A 16961-nucleotide genomic window follows, 5' to 3' on the forward strand; every position below is an offset into this window, starting at 1 on the left:
AATCGCTCACCCGTCACAATTCGCACACAAAGCTCGACATTTTTGTAGTCTGTGTCTGCGGATCAGTCGTGTGGAGATCGGATACCGAAGATGGCAACCATCGCGCTGGTCGATGACGACCGCAATATTCTCACCAGCGTCTCGATCGCCCTCGAGTCCGAAGGCTTCGAAGTCGAGACCTATACCGACGGCGCTTCCGGTCTTGAAGGGCTGACGCTCAATCCGCCGGACCTTGCCGTGCTCGACATCAAGATGCCGCGGATGGACGGGCTGGAGCTCCTGAGACGGCTGCGCCAGACCACCGACCTGCCGGTGATCTTCCTCACCTCCAAGGACGACGAGATCGACGAGCTCTTCGGCCTCAAGATGGGCGCCGACGACTTCATCCGGAAGCCGTTCTCGCAGCGCCTCCTCGTCGAGCGCATCCGCGCCGTGCTGCGCCGGGCGCAGGCCCGCGCCGCGCCCGAGCGGGACACCGACGCCCAGCGCGTCCTCGAGCGCGGCAACCTCGCCATGGACGGCGAGCGCCATACCTGCACCTGGAAGGGCTCGCCGGTGGTGCTGACCGTCACCGAGTTCCTTATCCTGCAGGCGCTCGCCCAGCGGCCCGGCGTGGTGAAGAGCCGCAACGCGCTGATGGACGCCGCCTACGACGACCATGTCTACGTGGACGACCGCACCATCGACAGTCACATCAAGCGATTGCGAAAGAAATTCAAACAGGTAGACGATGACTTCGACATGATCGAAACCCTCTACGGCGTCGGCTACCGCTTCAAGGACGAATAGGCCCGGAGATGAACGTTCGGGAGCGGTTCGGCGCGGCCTCGCGCGACGCCTTCGGCCCCAATCGGCGCCGCTTCCCGAACCTTGCGGCCTATGGCGTGTCGCGCCTCGCCGCGAAGATCATCGTGGTCGCCCTCGTCGGCCTCACCGTCCTGCTGTTCGCCACGCTGCATCAGGCGCAGCTGCGCGCCGTGATGACCGACGCCGTGCTCGAAAGCCTGCTCGTCCAGGCGGACGCGATCGCCAACGCCATCGGCGGGGTGGGCGACGCCTCGCGGCCGCCGCTCGTCACCCTCAACGCCGTGGAGGACGCCGCCAGCGAGGCGCCGACGGAGCGCACGCGGATCGACCGCGACCGGGTGGAGCGGGTGTTCGCCGAGCTCCTCGAAGGCACGGCCACCCGCGCCCGCCTCTACGGCATCTCCGGCGACGAGCTCGCCGACAGCCGCTTCGCCCTGCGCAGCGGCCTCGACGTCACCCACGCGCCGCTGCCCCCGCTCGGCGAGACGCAGCCCTCCACCCTCGGCGGGCTGTGGAACTATCTCGCCGGCCTCGTCACCACGCCGCCGATCACCCTCGACCCGAACGGCGCCACCCTACCCGGCAATCCGCGCGAGATCCGCGTCGCCCTCACCGGCGTGAAGACCGCCGAGCAGCGCCTTGCGCCCGACGGCGACATCATCATCAGCGTCGCCGCCCCGGTGCTCGACGCGAGCGGCGCCGTCGCCGGCGCCCTCCTCGTCACCAGCGGCTCCGGTGCGGTGACGGAGCCCGCGCACGCCCAGGAAACGGCGATCCTCAAGGGCTTCCTCGCCGCGGGTGCGCTCGCGATCGTTGTGTCGCTGCTCCTCGCGGCGAGCATCTCGCGGCCGATCTCGCGGCTCGCCCGCGCCGCCGAGCGCATCGAGCGCGGCGGCGCCTACACGCCGATGCCGGAGCTGCGCGATTCGAGCGAGATCGGCGACCTGAGCCGCGTCCTCCACGACATGACCGTCGCCCTCTACATGCGCATCGACGCCATCGAGGCGTTCGCGGGGGAGGTGGCGCACGAGCTGAAGAACCCTCTCACCTCGCTGCGCAGCGCGGTGGAGACGCTGCCGCTCGCCCGCACCGACCGGGCCCGCGACAAACTCCTGTCGGTGATCCAGCACGACGTGCGCCGCATCGACCGGCTGATCTCCGACATCTCCGACGCCTCCAAGCTCGACGCCGAGCTCAACCGCTACCGCTACGAGCCCTTCGACCTCGTCCACCTGCTGCGCGCCGTGGTCGCCACCCAGTCGGAGCTCGCCGCCGAGCGCAATCAGCAGGTCGACCTCGCGGTGCGCAGCCCGGGCGGCGACTTCACCGTCTTCGGCAACGACGGCCGCCTCGGCCAGGTGTTCACCAACCTCATCGACAACGCCCGCTCGTTCACCCCGATGGGCGGGCGCGTCGTGGTCTCGGCGCAGCGCTTCGCCAGCTTCGTGGAGGTGGTGGTGGACGACGAAGGGCCCGGCATCGAGGAGGCGGTCATGGAGCGCATCTTCGAGCGCTTCTACACCGACCGCACCGAGCAGCAGTCCTTCGGCGACAATTCCGGTCTAGGCCTCGCCATCTCGCGGCAGATCGTCGAGGCCCACGGCGGCGAGATCTTCGCGGAGAATCGCTACCGCACCACTCTCACGCCCGACCGCGACGTCGCCGGCGCGCGCTTCACCGTCCGCCTGCCTGCGGCGTCGTGACCTGCGGCGCTCGGACCCTCGACGGCTTGACCGTCCATGCCACGGCGCTCGCCGTCGGCGAGGCCGGCCTCCTGGTGCGCGGCCCGTCGGGGGCCGGCAAGAGCAGCCTCGCCCTCGCCCTCATCGTGCGTGCCCGCGCCGCCGGCCGCTTCGCCCGCCTCGTCGCCGACGACCGCACGATCCTCAGCGCCGCGGGCGGGCGCCTCCTTGCCGGCTGCCCGCCGCCGCTCGCCGGGCTGATCGAGATCGCCGGCCACGGCATCGCCGCCGCCGAGCGCCTGCCGGCCGTCCGCCTCACCCTGGTGGTGAACCTCGTCGCCCCCGCCGACGTGGCGCGCATGCCGGAGGCCGAGGCGCGCGAAATCTCCCTCCACGGCGTCCCGATCGCCCAAATGGCGCTCGCCATGCGACAATCGGCTCATTCCGCGCTCGTCCTCGAGGCCCTTCTGGAGGGCAACGGGTTGACGGATCGGCCGTTGCGCGCCCAACGTCGCCGCGACAAGGGCTCGGCACCGAGCCGACAACAGGGAGACGTCAGGTGATCGGGCTTGTACTTGTCACCCACGGCCGGCTGGCGCAGGAACTGCGCGCCGCGCTGGAGCACGTGGTCGGCCCACAAGAGGCCGTCGAAGGCATCTCCATCGAACCCGACGACGACATCGAGCAGCGGCGCGCCGACATCGTCAACGCCGTGCAACGGGTCGAGAAGGGGCAGGGCGTGGTGATCCTCACCGACATGTTCGGCGGCACCCCCTCCAACCTCGCCATCTCGGTCATGCCGACGGGCAACGTGGAGGTGATCGCCGGCGTCAACCTGCCGATGCTCGTGAAGCTCTCGAGCGCGCGGGCGACCATGGACCTCACGGCGGCCGTCCATGCCGCCAAGGAGGCCGGCATCAAGTATATCAGCGTAGCGAGCCATGTCCTCCAGGGCCATTGACGACCCCGTCACCCACTGTCGCCTCACCCTGACCATGGTCAACAAGCGCGGGCTGCACGCCCGCGCCGCGGCCCGCTTCGTGCGCGAGCTCGAGGGCTACGGCTCGGAGGTCACCGTCACCAAGGACGGCCACGCCGTCGACGGGCGCTCCATCATGGGCCTCCTGATGCTCGGCGCCCCCTGCGGCGGGACGATCTCGGTCGACGTCCGCGGGCAAGATGCCGAGGCCGCCGCCGCCGCATTGTCACGCCTCGTGGAAAACGGATTCGGCGAGGTCGATTAACGCCAGACCAATTCACCACTATCTCTTATTCATAGACATGATGGGTGCATCGACCTCCCATCGTGGGCAAGGCGAGGAGAAGGCGGCTCTTTGGAGGACACGGACGATCCATTTGAGGAGCTCGCGGCATCGGCCTGCAACCTGCTCGCCGACAATGTGGGCGTGCGCTACAGCGGCGTCGTGGCGATGGAGACGGAAAGCCTCAAGACGGGCTCCTCCGAGTTCCTGCGCCTGCCGGAGGAGCTGCGCCATCACGTCGTCTCCGCCATCGTGTCGACCATCGGTTCCGCCGCCTTCGACGAGGACGCGGCCCGCTCCAGCCAGCTCATCGAGGTGGCGGTGGACCAGGAGCTCGGCGGCCGCGCCGCGAGCCTGTTCTTCCCCGAGACCGAGACCGTGGTCTTCCTCCTGCCGATGTCGGATCAACCGGTCGACGTCACCCGCTTTCGCCGCGCTGCGGTCTCGGCACTGCCGATCATCTACCGCATCGACGACCTCAGGGAGGAGCGCGCCCGCCTCGTCCAGAAGCACGGCCTCCTCTCCTACGTCGAGGAGCTCGCCAAGGTCGGCGGCTGGGAGCACTCGCTCGCGACCGGCCGTCTCCTCTGGTCCAACGAGCTCTACGCCATCCATGGCCTCGAACCGGGCGACGAGCTGACGCTCGACCGCGTGCTGCAGCTCTATCCCTCGCCGGGGCGGGAGAAGCTCTCCATCGAGTTCGAGCGCGCCGCCGCCGAGGGCGGCAGCTTCGACATGACGGCGCCGATCCGCACCCCCGCCGGCGAGCGGCGCATCGTGCGCACCGTCGCGCGCTCGGGCACCGGCCGCGCCGGCCGCATGCTCTACGGCATCACCCAGGACGTCACCGCCCAGCTCTCCGCCGAGCGGCGCCTGTGGTGGGCGGCGAACCACGATCCGGTGACGAGCCTGCCGAACCGCCTGCTCTTCGAGGACCGCCTGTCGGTGGCCGTGCAGCGGGCGCGGCGCGACAAGCGCACCTTCGCCCTCGTGCTCATCGAGATCTCCGACTTCGCCCGCCTCACCGACCGGGCCGGCTACACGGTGCCCGATTCGCACATGATGGAGGTCGCCGGCCGCCTCGGCACCGTGACGCGGGCGAGCGACACCATCGCCCGCGTCTCGCTCAACGAGTTCGCGCTGCTGCTCTACGACATCAACGACAACGAAAGCCTCAAGGCGCCGATGAGCCGCCTCAAGGGGCAGATCGAGGAGATGCAGAGCCTCGACAAGGGCGACGGCATCCTGATGAGCGCCGGCGTCGCCTTCTATCCCTCCCACGCCACCGGCGCGGAGGAGCTGATGCGCGCCGGCGAGATGGCGCTCGCCCAGGCCAAGCGCAAGCTCTCCAATCCCATCGTGGTGTTCGACCGCCAGATCGCCGACGACGTGGCGAAGCGCCGCGAGACCATCCTCGGCCGCGCCCGCGAGAGCCTCGCCAAGCGCGAGTTCGTGCCCTACTACCAGCCCCAGATCGACATCGAGACCAACGAGGTGGTCGGCGTCGAGGCTCTGGTGCGCTGGCAGACGCCCGACATGCTGCTCGACGCCAAGGACTTCACCTACGCCCTCGACGATCACGAGATCGGCAGCCGCGTCGGACGCGCCGTGCTCGACGCCGTCATCACCGACATCGCCAAGCTGCGCCAGATCACCGACCGGCCGTTCCGCGTGTCGATCAACGCCTCGCGCACCGAGGTGCTGCGCAACGACTTCCTCGACACGTTCCTGGAGCGCACGCGCAACGGCAACCTGAAGCCGAACGACTTCATCATCGAGATCACCGAGGACGTCATCATCGGCGTCGACGATCAGGCGCTGCACGACAAGATCTCGTTCCTGGTGTCCTCCGGCGTCGAGTTCTCGCTCGACGATTTCGGCACCGGCTACGCCTCGCTGATCCACATCACCAGCTTCCCGGTGAAGGAGATCAAGATCGACAAGCAGTTCATCTTCGGCATCGAGACCGACCGCCGCAAGCGGGCGATCGTCAAGGGCATCATCCAGATCGCCCGCTCGATGGGGCTGCACGTCATCGCCGAGGGGGTGGAGACCACCGAGCAGCAGGAGGTGCTGCGCGACATCGGCTGCCGCTACGCCCAAGGCTACCTCTACTCCTTCCCCGTCCCCTTCTCCCAGTTCGCCGACATGTTGGAGCGGCCGTGACGGGCCGGCCGTCGCCGCTGCAAATGTGGCGACATATGGGTGACATCCTTTCGGCCTGATGCTTCCATCGCCCTAAGCAGGCTGGAGGAGATGGTGATGATCGCGGCGCTTCGACGATTTCTCGGCGCAATGATGGCGGCGGCGCTCCTCGTGGGGCCGGCGCAGGCCGAGGAGTGGCTCGACCGAACCGCCGAGGCCGTTCGCGATCTGCAGCTCCAGGCCGCCTGCTTCGGCGGCGCCCGGCCCGAGAGCATCCACATCCTCGGCGTCACCACCGATGCGCGCCCGCTGGTGGAGGAGCCGAACCAGATCGAGATCCTCTCCAAGATCAGCGGCCTGTTGTCGTCGCGCACGGTGATGCGGGTGACGAAGGCCGACACCTTCCAATACGTCGCGACGGCGAGCCAGAGCATCTCTCCGACCCGATCGGACGAGATCAGCCGCCTCCTCGCCCGCTCCGACCGTGCCGACATCACCTTGATGATCCGCCCCTTCCGCGTCTCCGGCGAGACGGTGGACGCCGAGATCATCCTCGTCGCCCGCGACAATCAGGGTGGCAGCGGGGTCAACTGCACGCCCTCCTTCCTGGTCTCGATCCCGATCGCCGATCCGCGCTGCGCCACCTATTTCGGTCAGGTGAGCGGCGGCACCATCGCCGACCTCGAGGCCTTCGCCCGCTTCTTCCCCCACTGCCCGCAGGCCGAGGACGCCAAGCGGATGGTCGAGGACGCCAAGGAGCGCGAGGCCCGCGCCGCGTGCGACAGCGCCTTCGACGCCGCCTTGCGGGAGAACACCGTGGAGGCGTTCGACGAGTTCATCGCCGCCCACCCCGACTGCCGGCTTCGCGGTACCGCCGAGCGGATGCGTCAGGGACTGCGGCGCGAGGCGGACGAGCGCCGCGCCTGCAGCGACGGCTTCGCCGCCGCCGGCATCGCCGACACCGCCGACGCCTACACCCGCTTCGCCGAGCGCTACCCGAACTGCCAAGAGGCCGCCGTCGCCAGCCAGATGGCCCGCCTGCGCCGCGAGCAGGAGGCCGCCGCCGAAGAGACGCGCAAGCAGGAGGAGGCGGCCCGCCAGAGGGAGGAGCAGCGCCGGCAGGATGAGCTGCGCCGCCAGGACGAGGCCCGCCGCCTCGCCGAGGAAGCCGCCCGTCGGCGCGCCGAGGAGGAGGAGGCTCGCCGGAAGGCCGAGGAGGAAGCTGCGAAGGCCGCGCGTCGCCGCACGGTCGTCTGCTACGTCGCCGACGTGCGGCCGCCGGATGCCTGGCTCGCCCTCAGGACCGAACCGAGCACCCGGCGCGGCCAGCAGCTGCGGCGCCTGCCCTCCGGCACGCCCATCGAGATGCTCGGCGAGCGCTCCGGCACGTGGCACCGGGTGCGCATCTCCGACGGCACCGTCGGCTGGGTCTCCTGGCAGGTCTCCCGATGGATCTCCTGCTGAGCCGGGCTCGGCTCCGGGCAACGCCGCGATCGACAGGGACGGCGAGGGCGCTGCTCCGCCGCGCCCTCCTTCTGGCGCTGATCCTCACCGCACCGGCGCACGCCGAGGCCATCGACTGCCCGGCCGCCGCGACCGACACGCTCCGGCTTCTCCTCGTCGTCGCGCCGAGCATGTCGTCGGTCGCGGCCGAGGCCCGCCTCTACGAGCGTGCCGCCGTGGAGGAACGCTGGCAGCCCGCCGGCCCGCCCTTTGCGGTGGTGCTCGGCCGCGCCGGTCTCGGCTGGGCCTGGAACGAGCCCCATCGCGGTGCCGACGAGCCGCAGAAACGCGAGGGCGACGGCCGCACTCCCGCCGGCGTCTTCCGTGCCGGCCCCGCCTTCGGCACCGACCGGCGCGAGCTCGCCGACTATCTCCCCCTCCGCGCCGGGGAGAGCGCCTGCGTCGACGACGTGGCGAGCCCCCTCTACAACGAGATCGCCCCCCTCTCCCGCATCGACGCGGCGAGCCACGAGGCGATGTGGCGCATCCCGCTCTACCGCCAGGGGATCGTGGTGGAGCATCCCACCAATCGCGAGGCGGCGGGCGGCTCGTGCATCTTCCTCCACGTCTGGCGCGGAGCGGGGCACGGCACCCTCGGCTGCGTCGCCGCGCCCGAGGCCGACATCGTCGCCGTGCAGGACGCCTTCGACGGCGTCCCCGCGGCGATCGCCATCCTTCCCGAGGCGGCCCTCCCCCGCTTCGAAGGCTGCGGCCTCCCCTTGCCCGAAGCGGTCACCGAACCGCATTGACAGCGTCCCGCTCGCCCCATCAATTCAGCTCCCGCACAAGAACATCGGGGGAGGACGAGAGATGGACGAACGCGGCCTGGAGCAGCGCGCGGCGAACCATACGCCCCAAACGCCGCTGTCCTTCCTCGAGCGGACCGCCCGCGTCTTCCCCGACCGTCTCGCCCTCGTGCACGGCGAGCGCCGCGAGACTTGGGCCGAGGTCGACCGCAACGTGCGCCGCCTCGCCGCCGGCCTGCGCTCTCACGGCATCGGCGAAGGCGACGTGGTGGCGATCCTCGCCCCCAACACCCCCGCCTTCGTGGAGGCGAACTTCGCCGTCCCGCTCGCCGGCGCGGTGCTCCTGACGCTCAACACGCGCCTCGACCCCGGCACCCTCGCCTATTGCCTCGAGCACTCCGAGGCCAAGCTCGTGCTCTGCGACTGCGAGCTCATCGGCCTGCTCGGCGAGGCGGCGGCGGAGATGGCAGCCCGCCCCACCATCGCCCGCATCGACGACCCGCTCGCCGCCGCGCCCACCGACGGGCCCGCCGACCTCGCCTACGAGACGCTGTTCGCCGACGAGCCGATGACCTACGAGCCGCCCGCCGACGAGTGGGCGTCCCTCTCCCTCTCCTACACGTCGGGCACCACCGGCCGGCCGAAGGGTGTCGTCTACTCCCATCGCGGCGCCGCGACGAACGCCGTCTCGAACGCCGTCGACTGGGCGCTGCCGCCCTTCCCGGTCTATCTGTGGACGCTGCCGATGTTCCACTGCAACGGCTGGTGCTTCCCCTACACGGTGGCGATGACGGCCGGCGTCAATGTCTGCCTGCGCCACGTCTCGGCCGACGCCATCCTCGACGCCTTCGAGGCGCACGGCGTCACCCACCTGTGCGGCGCTCCGATCATCATGCAGATGGTCATCCAGGGCGCCGAGCAGCGCGGCTTCCACTCGCCCCACCCGGTGCGCATGATGACGGCCGCCGCCCCGCCCCCCGCGGTGGTGATCCAGAAGCTCGAGGCGATCGGCGTGGACGTGACCCACGTCTACGGCCTCACGGAGGTCTACGGCCCGTGCGTGGTGTCGGCCTGGAACCCGAAGTGGAACGGGCTGCCGGTGGAGGAGCGCGCCCGCCTCAAGGCCCGCCAGGGCGTCAACTACACGCTGCAGGAGGAGGTGTCCGTCCGCGACCCGGAGACCATGGCCGAGGTGCCGTGGGACGGGGCGACGATCGGCGAGATCATGATCCGCGGCAACATCGTCATGAAGGGCTACCTGAAGGACGAGGAGGCGACCGCGAAGGCGTTCGCCGGCGGCTACTTCCACACCGGCGACCTCGCCGTGCGCCATCCCGACGGCTATCTCGAGATCAAAGACCGCTCCAAGGACATCATCATCTCGGGTGGCGAGAACATCTCCTCCATCGAGATCGAGGACGCGCTCTACGCCCATCCGGCGGTGGCGGGGGCCGCGGTGGTGGCGATGCCGCACGAGAAGTGGGGCGAGACCCCCTGCGCCTTCGTCGAGCTCGCCGCCGGCCAGACGGCGGACGAGGCCGGCATCATCGCCTTCGTGCGCGAGCGCATCGCCCACTATAAGGCGCCCCGCCGGGTGGTGTTCGAGCCGCTGCCGAAGACCTCCACCGGCAAGGTCCAGAAATTCGCCCTGCGCCAGCGCGCCCGCGAGCTCGCCGGAGGCTGACGGGCTCCGCCGCGCGGCACTTTCGGCGTACCGGGCTCTCGCCTTTCCATCTCCCTGGACAAGCAAGCGTGGTAGTTTTCACGGCATCGACTTCACCCTCGGATAGGGCACCCCCATGTGGCGCTATTTCATCGGAACGCTTTTCTTCGTGTTGTGTATTTCCGCGTCCCACGCTGCCGAGGCCGGGAATTGCTTCGGGCCCAAGGTGTTGGAGCGCGTCATCGGCGGCGGCCACGTCGACTATGACCGCTTCTTCACCATGTGCCCCGGCACGGCGATCATCTCGATCGACACCTACGGCACCAACCCGACGGTGGGCCTGTTCATCCAGGCGGGCTCGTCCGGCCCCATCGTCTGCGACCGCCGGTTCGCTTCGGATTCCCACACCTGCACCTTCACCGTGCACCAGCGGCAACGCTTCTACGTGCGCGTGATCAACTACGCGCATCACGGCGTTCCCTACCGCTTCATCTCCAACTGATATCGAGGTCCCGAGCACCGCTCGGGACAGGCCGTGCCCGGCAAGACGTTGACTCTGCGCCGCTTGGAGCCCATAATCCCATAAAGAAATCTTTATATGGAAATGTGGGTAGGGCGTGTTCTTGGAACGCACCATCACGACGACGACTGGGCACGACGCACTCGTTACCGCGCTGCGGGCGGCGGGAGAGTCGACGCGGCTGCGCATCCTCGCGCTCCTCGCCGACACCGACCTGACGGTGAAGGACCTCACCACCATCCTCGGCCAGAGCCAGCCGCGCATCTCGCGCCACCTGAAGCTCCTCGCCGAGGCCGGGCTCGTGACGCGGTCCGCCGAGGGAGCCTTCGCCTTCTACCGCCTCGCGGAAGAGACTGAGGCGAAGCAGATCGCCGACACGATCCTCGCCCACCTCGATCCGAACGACCCCATTCATACCCGTGATCGCGAACGGCGCAACGCCACGCGCCAGGCCAACGCCGAGGTGGCGGCCGGCTTCTTCGCCGCCAACGCCGAGGTCTGGGACCGGATCCGCTCGCTCCACGTGCCCGAAGCGGAGGTCGAGGCGAAGATCCGCGAGATGCTGTCGGACCGCCAGATCCACCATCTCCTCGACGTCGGCACCGGCACCGGCCGCATGCTCGAGCTTCTCGCCGACCGGGCCGACCGTCTCCTCGGGATCGACGCGAGCGCGGCGATGCTGGCCGTCGCCCGGGCCAATCTCGCCCGCGTCGGCGTCGCCAACGCCCGCCTCGCGCAGGACGACGTCTACGCCCTGTCGCTGCCGCGCGACGCGTTCGACGTTGTCATCTTCCACCAAGTGCTCCACTATCTCGACAGTCCTGCCCGCGCCATCGCCGAGGCTGCACGTACGCTGCGGCCAGGCGGACGTATGCTGATCGTCGACTTCGCGCCGCACGGGCTGACCGCGCTGCGTACCGAGGCGCAGCATCGGCGACTGGGCATCGCACGGGCGGAAATGGCCGACTGGCTCGACGCCGCCGGCCTCGGCACCGTGGAGATCATCGATCTCCCGAGCACCGACCATGAACTCACCGTGACGCTCTGGCTGGCGGAGGACGGACGCATCATCACTGACGACACCCGCACCAAGGAAGGCGCTTTCGCATGACGAACCCGCTGGTTTCTTTCGAATTCTTCCCGCCCAAGACCGAGGCGATGGAAGAGACGCTGTGGGCGTCGATCGAGAAGCTTGCCCCGCTGAACCCCGACTTCGTGTCGGTGACCTACGGCGCCGGCGGCTCCACGCGCGAGCGCACCCACCGCACGGTGCGCCGCATCATCGAGGAAACGCACCTGAAGCCGGCCGCCCACCTCACCTGCGTCGCCGCTTCACGCGGCGAGGTCGACGAGGTGATCCGCGGCTACTGGGACGCCGGCGTGCGCCACATCGTGGCCCTCAGGGGCGACATGCCCGACGGCCCCGGCACGCCCTACGCCCCGCACCCGGACGGCTACCAGAACGGCGCCGACCTCACCGCCGGCATCCTCAAGATCGCCCCGTTCGAGGTCTCCGTCTCCGCCTATCCCGAGCGCCATCCCGACAGCGCCGACTGGGACGCCGACCTCGACATGCTGGAGAAGAAGGCCGACGCCGGGGCGACCCGCGCGATCACCCAGTTCTTCTTCGACAACGACCTCTTCGAAGCCTACCTGGAGCGCGTCGCCAAGCGCGGCATCACGATTCCGGTCATCCCGGGCATCGTGCCGATCCAGTCGTTCAAGCAGACGAAGCGCTTCGCCGCGATGTGCGGCGCCTCCGTGCCCGACTGGCTCGAGACCCGCTTCGAAGGGCTCGACGACGATCCGGAGACGCGCAAGCTCGTCGCCGCCACCGTCGCCGCCGAGCAGGTCAAGGATCTGATGAGCCGCGGCGTCGACCGTTTCCACTTCTACACCATGAACCGCGCCGATCTCGTCTACGCGCTGTGCCACCTCATCGGCATGCGCCCCGAGGGCGACATCGCGGACGCGGCCTGACCCTTAGACTTCCGGAGAACCCGATGCCCAAGCATCTCGCCGACGAAGCGCGCCGTCGCATCCTCATCATCGACGGCGCCATGGGCACCATGATCCAGAAGGAGAAGCTGGACGAGGACGCCTTCCGCGGCCTGAGCGGCCCGACTCCGCGTGCCTACAAGCTCGACTCCGACAGGGCCCAGGCCGGCAACAACGACGTCCTCAACCTCACCCAGCCCGGGCTGGTGGAGGACATCCACCGGCAATATTTCCTCGCCGGCGCCGACATCGTGGAGACCAACACCTTCTCCTCGACCTCGATCGCGCAGGCCGACTACGGGCTCGAGCACGCCGTCTACGATCTCAACTTCGAAGGGGCCCGCATCGCGCGGGCGGCGGCCGACGCCGTCACCGCCCAGGAGCCCGACAAGCCCCGCTTCGTCGCCGGCACCCTCGGCCCGACCAACCGCACCCTGTCGATCTCGCCCGACGTCAACGATCCCGGCTTCCGCGCCATCAACTTCGAGGATCTCGCCCACTCCTACATGGTGGCCGCCCGCGGCCTCATCGAAGGCGGCGCCGACATCCTGCTGATCGAGACGATCTTCGACACGCTCAACGCCAAGGCCGCGATCTTCGCCGTCGAGGGGCTGTTCGCCGAGGGGCTGAAGCGGGTCCCGGTGATGATCTCCGGCACCATCACCGATCGCTCGGGCCGCACCCTGTCGGGCCAGACGCCCACCGCGTTCTGGAACTCGGTGCGCCACGCCGACCCGTTCTCCGTCGGCCTCAACTGCGCGCTCGGCGCCAACGAGATGCGCGCCCACATCGCCGAGCTGTCGCGCGTCGCCGACACCCTCATCAGCGCCTACCCCAACGCGGGCCTGCCCAACGAGATGGGCGAATACGACGAGTCGCCCGCCTACATGGCCCGCCAGCTCGACGAGTTCGCCAAGGAAGGCCTCATCAACATCGTCGGCGGCTGCTGCGGCACGACGCCCGAGCACATCGCCGCGATCCGCGAGACGGTGGAGCAGTACCCGCCCCGCAAGGTGCCGGACCACAATCCAGTCCTGTCGCTGTCGGGCCTCGAGCCCTTCGCGCTGACGAAGGACATCCCCTTCGTGAACGTCGGCGAACGCACCAACGTCACCGGCTCGGCCCGCTTCCGCAAGCTGATCAAGGAGGGCGACTTCGCCGCCGCCCTCGACGTCGCCCGCGACCAGGTGGAGAACGGCGCCCAGGTCATCGACGTGAACATGGACGAGGGTCTGCTCGACTCCAAGGAGGCGATGAAGACCTTCCTGCGCCTGATCGCGTCCGAACCCGACATCGCGCGCGTGCCGATCATGATCGACAGCTCCAAGTGGGAGGTGATCGAGGAAGGGCTTCGCAACGTCCAGGGCAAGGCCATCGTGAACTCCATCTCGCTGAAGGAAGGCGAGGAGAAGTTCCTGAAGGAGGCCGCTTTGGTGCGCGCCTACGGCGCCGCCGCCGTGGTCATGGCCTTCGACGAGACCGGCCAGGCCGACACGCGCCAGCGCAAGGTCGAGATCTGCCAGCGCGCCTACACGCTCCTCACCGAAAAGGCGGGCTTCGCACCGGAAGACATCATCTTCGACCCGAACATCTTCGCCGTCGCGACGGGTATCGAGGAGCACAACAACTACGGCGTCGACTTCATCGAGGCGACGCAGTGGATCCGTGAGAACCTGCCGCACGCGCACATCTCGGGCGGGGTATCGAACCTCTCCTTCTCGTTCCGCGGCAACGAGCGGGTGCGCGAGGCGATGCACTCGGTGTTCCTCTACCACGCCATCAAGGCGGGGATGGACATGGGCATCGTCAACGCCGGCCAGCTCGCCATCTATGACGACCTCGAGACCGAGCTGCGCGAACTGTGCGAAGACGTCGTGCTCAACCGCCGCGACGACGCCACCGAGCGCATGCTGGAGGCGGCCGAACGCTGGAAGGGCGGCGCCGGCGCCAAACGCGTGCAGGACCTCACCTGGCGCGAGGGCACCGTCGCCGAGCGGCTGAAGCACGCCCTCGTCAACGGCATCACCGAATACATCGAGGCCGACACCGAGGAGGCCCGTCAGGCCGCCGAGCGTCCACTCCACGTGATCGAAGGCCCGCTGATGGCCGGCATGAACGTCGTCGGCGACCTCTTCGGCGACGGCAAGATGTTCCTGCCGCAGGTGGTGAAGTCGGCCCGCGTGATGAAGCAGGCCGTCGCCTACCTGATGCCCTACATGGAAGCCGAGAAGCAGGACAACGACCGCTCCAACGCCGGCAAGGTGCTGCTCGCGACGGTGAAGGGCGACGTCCACGACATCGGCAAGAACATCGTCGGCGTCGTGCTTCAGTGCAACAATTTCGAGGTGATCGACCTCGGGGTGATGGTGCCCTCCGCCAAGATCCTCGAGACCGCCAAGGCCGAGAAGGTCGACATCATCGGCCTGTCTGGCCTCATCACGCCCTCGCTGGACGAGATGTGCAACGTCGCCGCCGAGATGCAGCGCGAGGGCTTCGACATGCCGCTCCTGATCGGCGGCGCCACCACCTCGAAGATCCACACGGCGGTGAAGATCCACCCGAACTACGCTGCGGGCCAGGCGGTCTACGTGACCGACGCCTCCCGCGCCGTGGGTGTCTGCTCGCGCCTCCTCAACGACACCACGGCCTATCAGGCCGAGGTGCGCGAGGACTACGAGAAGGTCGCCGAAGCCTATTTGCGCGGCCAGAGCGACAAGAAGCGCCTGCCGATCGCCGACGCGCGGGCCAACCGCTTCGCCCCCGACTGGTCGAGCTACACGCCGCCCGAGCCGGCGATGCTCGGCCTGCAGTCCATCGAAGCGCCGCTGCCGACGCTGGTGCAGTATGTCGACTGGACCCCCTTCTTCTCCGCCTGGGAGATCAAGGGCGCCTACCCGCGCGTCCTGGAGGACGAGCGCTACAAGGACGCGGCCAAGCCCCTCTTCGCCGACGCCCAGAAGATGCTGGCTCAGATGGTGCGGGAGAAATGGGTGCATCCGAAGGGCGTCATCGGCCTTTGGAAGGCGCAGTCCGACGGCGACGACATTATCGTCACCGACGAGACCGGCGCCGAAACGCGCCTCCACACCCTGCGCCAGCAGATCGACCGCAGCGGCAAGCGGCCCAACGTCGCCCTGTCCGACTTCGTCGCCCCGCTCGGCGGACCGCAGGACTATATCGGCGGTTTCACGGTGACCGCCGGCGCCAGCGAGGAGGAGATTGCCGAGCGCTTCGCCAAGAAGAACGACGACTACTCCAAGATCCTCTTCCAGTCGCTCACCGACCGCCTGGCCGAGGCCTTCGCCGAATATGCCCACATGCGCATCCGCCGCCGCCTGTGGGGCTACGCCGCCGACGAGACGTTCACGCCGCAGGAGCTGATTGCGGAGAAATATCGTGGCATCCGCCCTGCGCCGGGCTACCCCGCGCAGCCCGACCACACCGAGAAGCGCACCCTCTTCAAGCTGCTCGACGCGGAGGCGCGGGCCGGCGTGCACCTCACCGAGAGTTGCGCCATGTGGCCCGCCTCGTCGGTCTCGGGCCTTTACTTCTCCCATCCCGACAGCTTCTATTTTGGCGTCGGAAAAATAGAGCGCGACCAGGTGGAGGACTACGCGCGGCGCAAGGGCTGGGACGTTGGCGAGGCCGAGCGGTGGCTGGCGCCGATCCTCAACTACACGCCCGAGCCGAGCCTCAAGGCTGCCTGACCCCGCGCCGAGCGGAGGACGTCATGAAGAAGATCATCACCGCCGCGGTCGCCACGATCGCGGCGGTCGTCGTTTCGGGCAGCGTCGAGGCGCAGATCTCCTGCGGCAGCTACCCCTTCGCCGAGCCCTACGCGGCGGCCTTCCTGGCGGGCAAGCCGTTCGACGCGGCGGCCCAGGCGGCCCAGACGATCCACACCATGGCCGACGGGGTCTGCCACCAGGACCGCGTGGTCGCCCTGCTCGAGGAGGAGCTCGGCAGCGTGGTCGGCTACAAGGCGGCCGCCACCTCGGCGGGCGCCCAAAAGCAGCTCGGCCTCGACGGCCCGGTGCTCGGCGTCCTCCTCCAGGGCATGATGCGGGAGAACGGATCCACCGTGGTGATCAAGGACGGCGCCCGGATGATCTTCGAGCTCGACCTTCTCGCCCGCGTCGGGAGCGCCGCGATCAACGAGGCCACCACCCGGGAGGAGGCTCTCGCCGGGCTCGACGCCGTCGTCCCCTTCATCGAGCTCGGCGACCTCATGGTGCCGAAGGGCGCGGCGATCACCGGTCCGCTGCTTCAGGCGATGAACGCCGGCGCCCGCCTCGGCGTCGTCGGCAACCCGATCCCCATCGACGGGCTCGACGCCGACGCCCTCGCCGGCGCATCGGGCGTGCTGACCATGAACGGCACGGTGGTGGCGCAGGCCCCGGCGACCGCCCTCCTCGGCCATCCGCTCGACGCGGTGCTCTGGATCGTCAAGGCCGCCAACGCGCGCGGCATGACGCTCAAGGAAGGCGACGTCCTGTCCCTCGGCTCGCTCGGCCGCTTCCAGCTCGCCGCCCCGGGCACGATCACCGCCACCTACACGGGCTTTTCCACGGAGCCGGCAACTGTTAGTGTCACGCTCGATTAGCAAGGCTATCTCTTAGGGAGACCTTGTGTGAG

General features: G+C 69.0%; 14 protein-coding genes. All 14 read left to right on the top strand.

Going from position 1 to position 16961, the window contains the following annotated elements:
- Positions 1–90: 90 nt before the first annotated feature.
- The gene (locus JCR33_RS18505) at positions 91–789 is read left to right on the top strand and encodes a response regulator transcription factor (protein WP_198883611.1); all 699 of its coding nucleotides are present in this window, start codon (positions 91–93) and stop codon (positions 787–789) included.
- An 8-nt stretch (positions 790–797) separates the two neighbouring features.
- A complete protein-coding gene (locus JCR33_RS18510) occupies positions 798–2510 on the top strand; it encodes a stimulus-sensing domain-containing protein (RefSeq protein ID WP_198883612.1) in 1713 nt (570 codons plus the stop codon).
- Positions 2511–2536: 26 nt separating this feature from the next.
- Positions 2537–3052: an HPr kinase/phosphorylase gene (locus tag JCR33_RS18515; protein WP_198883613.1), complete on the top strand. Its 516-nt coding sequence runs from the start codon at positions 2537–2539 to the stop codon at positions 3050–3052.
- The gene (locus JCR33_RS18520; protein WP_198883614.1) at positions 3049–3450 is read left to right on the top strand and encodes a PTS sugar transporter subunit IIA; all 402 of its coding nucleotides are present in this window, start codon (positions 3049–3051) and stop codon (positions 3448–3450) included. The genes JCR33_RS18515 and JCR33_RS18520 overlap by 4 nt, the downstream gene beginning before the upstream one ends.
- Positions 3431–3733 (top strand): HPr family phosphocarrier protein, encoded by a 303-nt coding sequence (locus JCR33_RS18525; RefSeq protein WP_198883615.1) that lies wholly within the window; start codon positions 3431–3433, stop codon positions 3731–3733. Before JCR33_RS18520 ends, JCR33_RS18525 begins: the two co-directional genes overlap by 20 nt.
- Positions 3734–3823: 90 nt before the next feature.
- Positions 3824–5917 carry a putative bifunctional diguanylate cyclase/phosphodiesterase gene (locus JCR33_RS18530; RefSeq protein ID WP_198883616.1) on the top strand — a complete coding sequence of 698 codons (2094 nt, stop codon included), beginning with the start codon at positions 3824–3826 and terminating at the stop codon, positions 5915–5917.
- Positions 5918–6013: 96 nt separating this feature from the next.
- Positions 6014–7360: an SH3 domain-containing protein gene (locus JCR33_RS18535; protein ID WP_198883617.1), complete on the top strand. Its 1347-nt coding sequence runs from the start codon at positions 6014–6016 to the stop codon at positions 7358–7360.
- Positions 7345–8148, top strand: coding sequence for a hypothetical protein (locus JCR33_RS18540; protein WP_198883618.1), 804 nt, complete (start codon positions 7345–7347; stop codon positions 8146–8148). The genes JCR33_RS18535 and JCR33_RS18540 overlap by 16 nt, the downstream gene beginning before the upstream one ends.
- Positions 8149–8209: 61 nt before the next feature.
- Positions 8210–9829 carry an AMP-binding protein gene (locus JCR33_RS18545; RefSeq protein ID WP_198883619.1) on the top strand — a complete coding sequence of 540 codons (1620 nt, stop codon included), beginning with the start codon at positions 8210–8212 and terminating at the stop codon, positions 9827–9829.
- A gap of 208 nt (positions 9830–10037) precedes the next feature.
- Complete coding sequence (locus JCR33_RS18550; RefSeq protein ID WP_211110408.1) at positions 10038–10310, top strand: hypothetical protein; 273 nt, start codon at positions 10038–10040, stop codon at positions 10308–10310.
- Between the two features lie 115 nt (positions 10311–10425).
- On the top strand, positions 10426–11439 hold the full coding sequence (locus JCR33_RS18555; protein WP_408628772.1) for an ArsR/SmtB family transcription factor: 1014 nt from the start codon (positions 10426–10428) through the stop codon (positions 11437–11439).
- Positions 11436–12308 carry a methylenetetrahydrofolate reductase [NAD(P)H] gene (gene metF, locus JCR33_RS18560; RefSeq protein WP_198883621.1) on the top strand — a complete coding sequence of 291 codons (873 nt, stop codon included), beginning with the start codon at positions 11436–11438 and terminating at the stop codon, positions 12306–12308. Before JCR33_RS18555 ends, metF begins: the two co-directional genes overlap by 4 nt.
- A gap of 23 nt (positions 12309–12331) precedes the next feature.
- Positions 12332–16033 carry a methionine synthase gene (gene metH, locus JCR33_RS18565; RefSeq protein ID WP_198883622.1) on the top strand — a complete coding sequence of 1234 codons (3702 nt, stop codon included), beginning with the start codon at positions 12332–12334 and terminating at the stop codon, positions 16031–16033.
- Positions 16034–16056: 23 nt separating this feature from the next.
- Positions 16057–16929 (top strand): 2-keto-4-pentenoate hydratase, encoded by an 873-nt coding sequence (locus JCR33_RS18570; protein WP_198883623.1) that lies wholly within the window; start codon positions 16057–16059, stop codon positions 16927–16929.
- Positions 16930–16961 lie beyond the last annotated feature (32 nt).

The sequence above is a fragment of the Acuticoccus mangrovi genome (genome assembly GCF_016411865.1).
GTDB classification, from domain to species: Bacteria; Pseudomonadota; Alphaproteobacteria; order Rhizobiales; family Amorphaceae; genus Acuticoccus; species Acuticoccus mangrovi.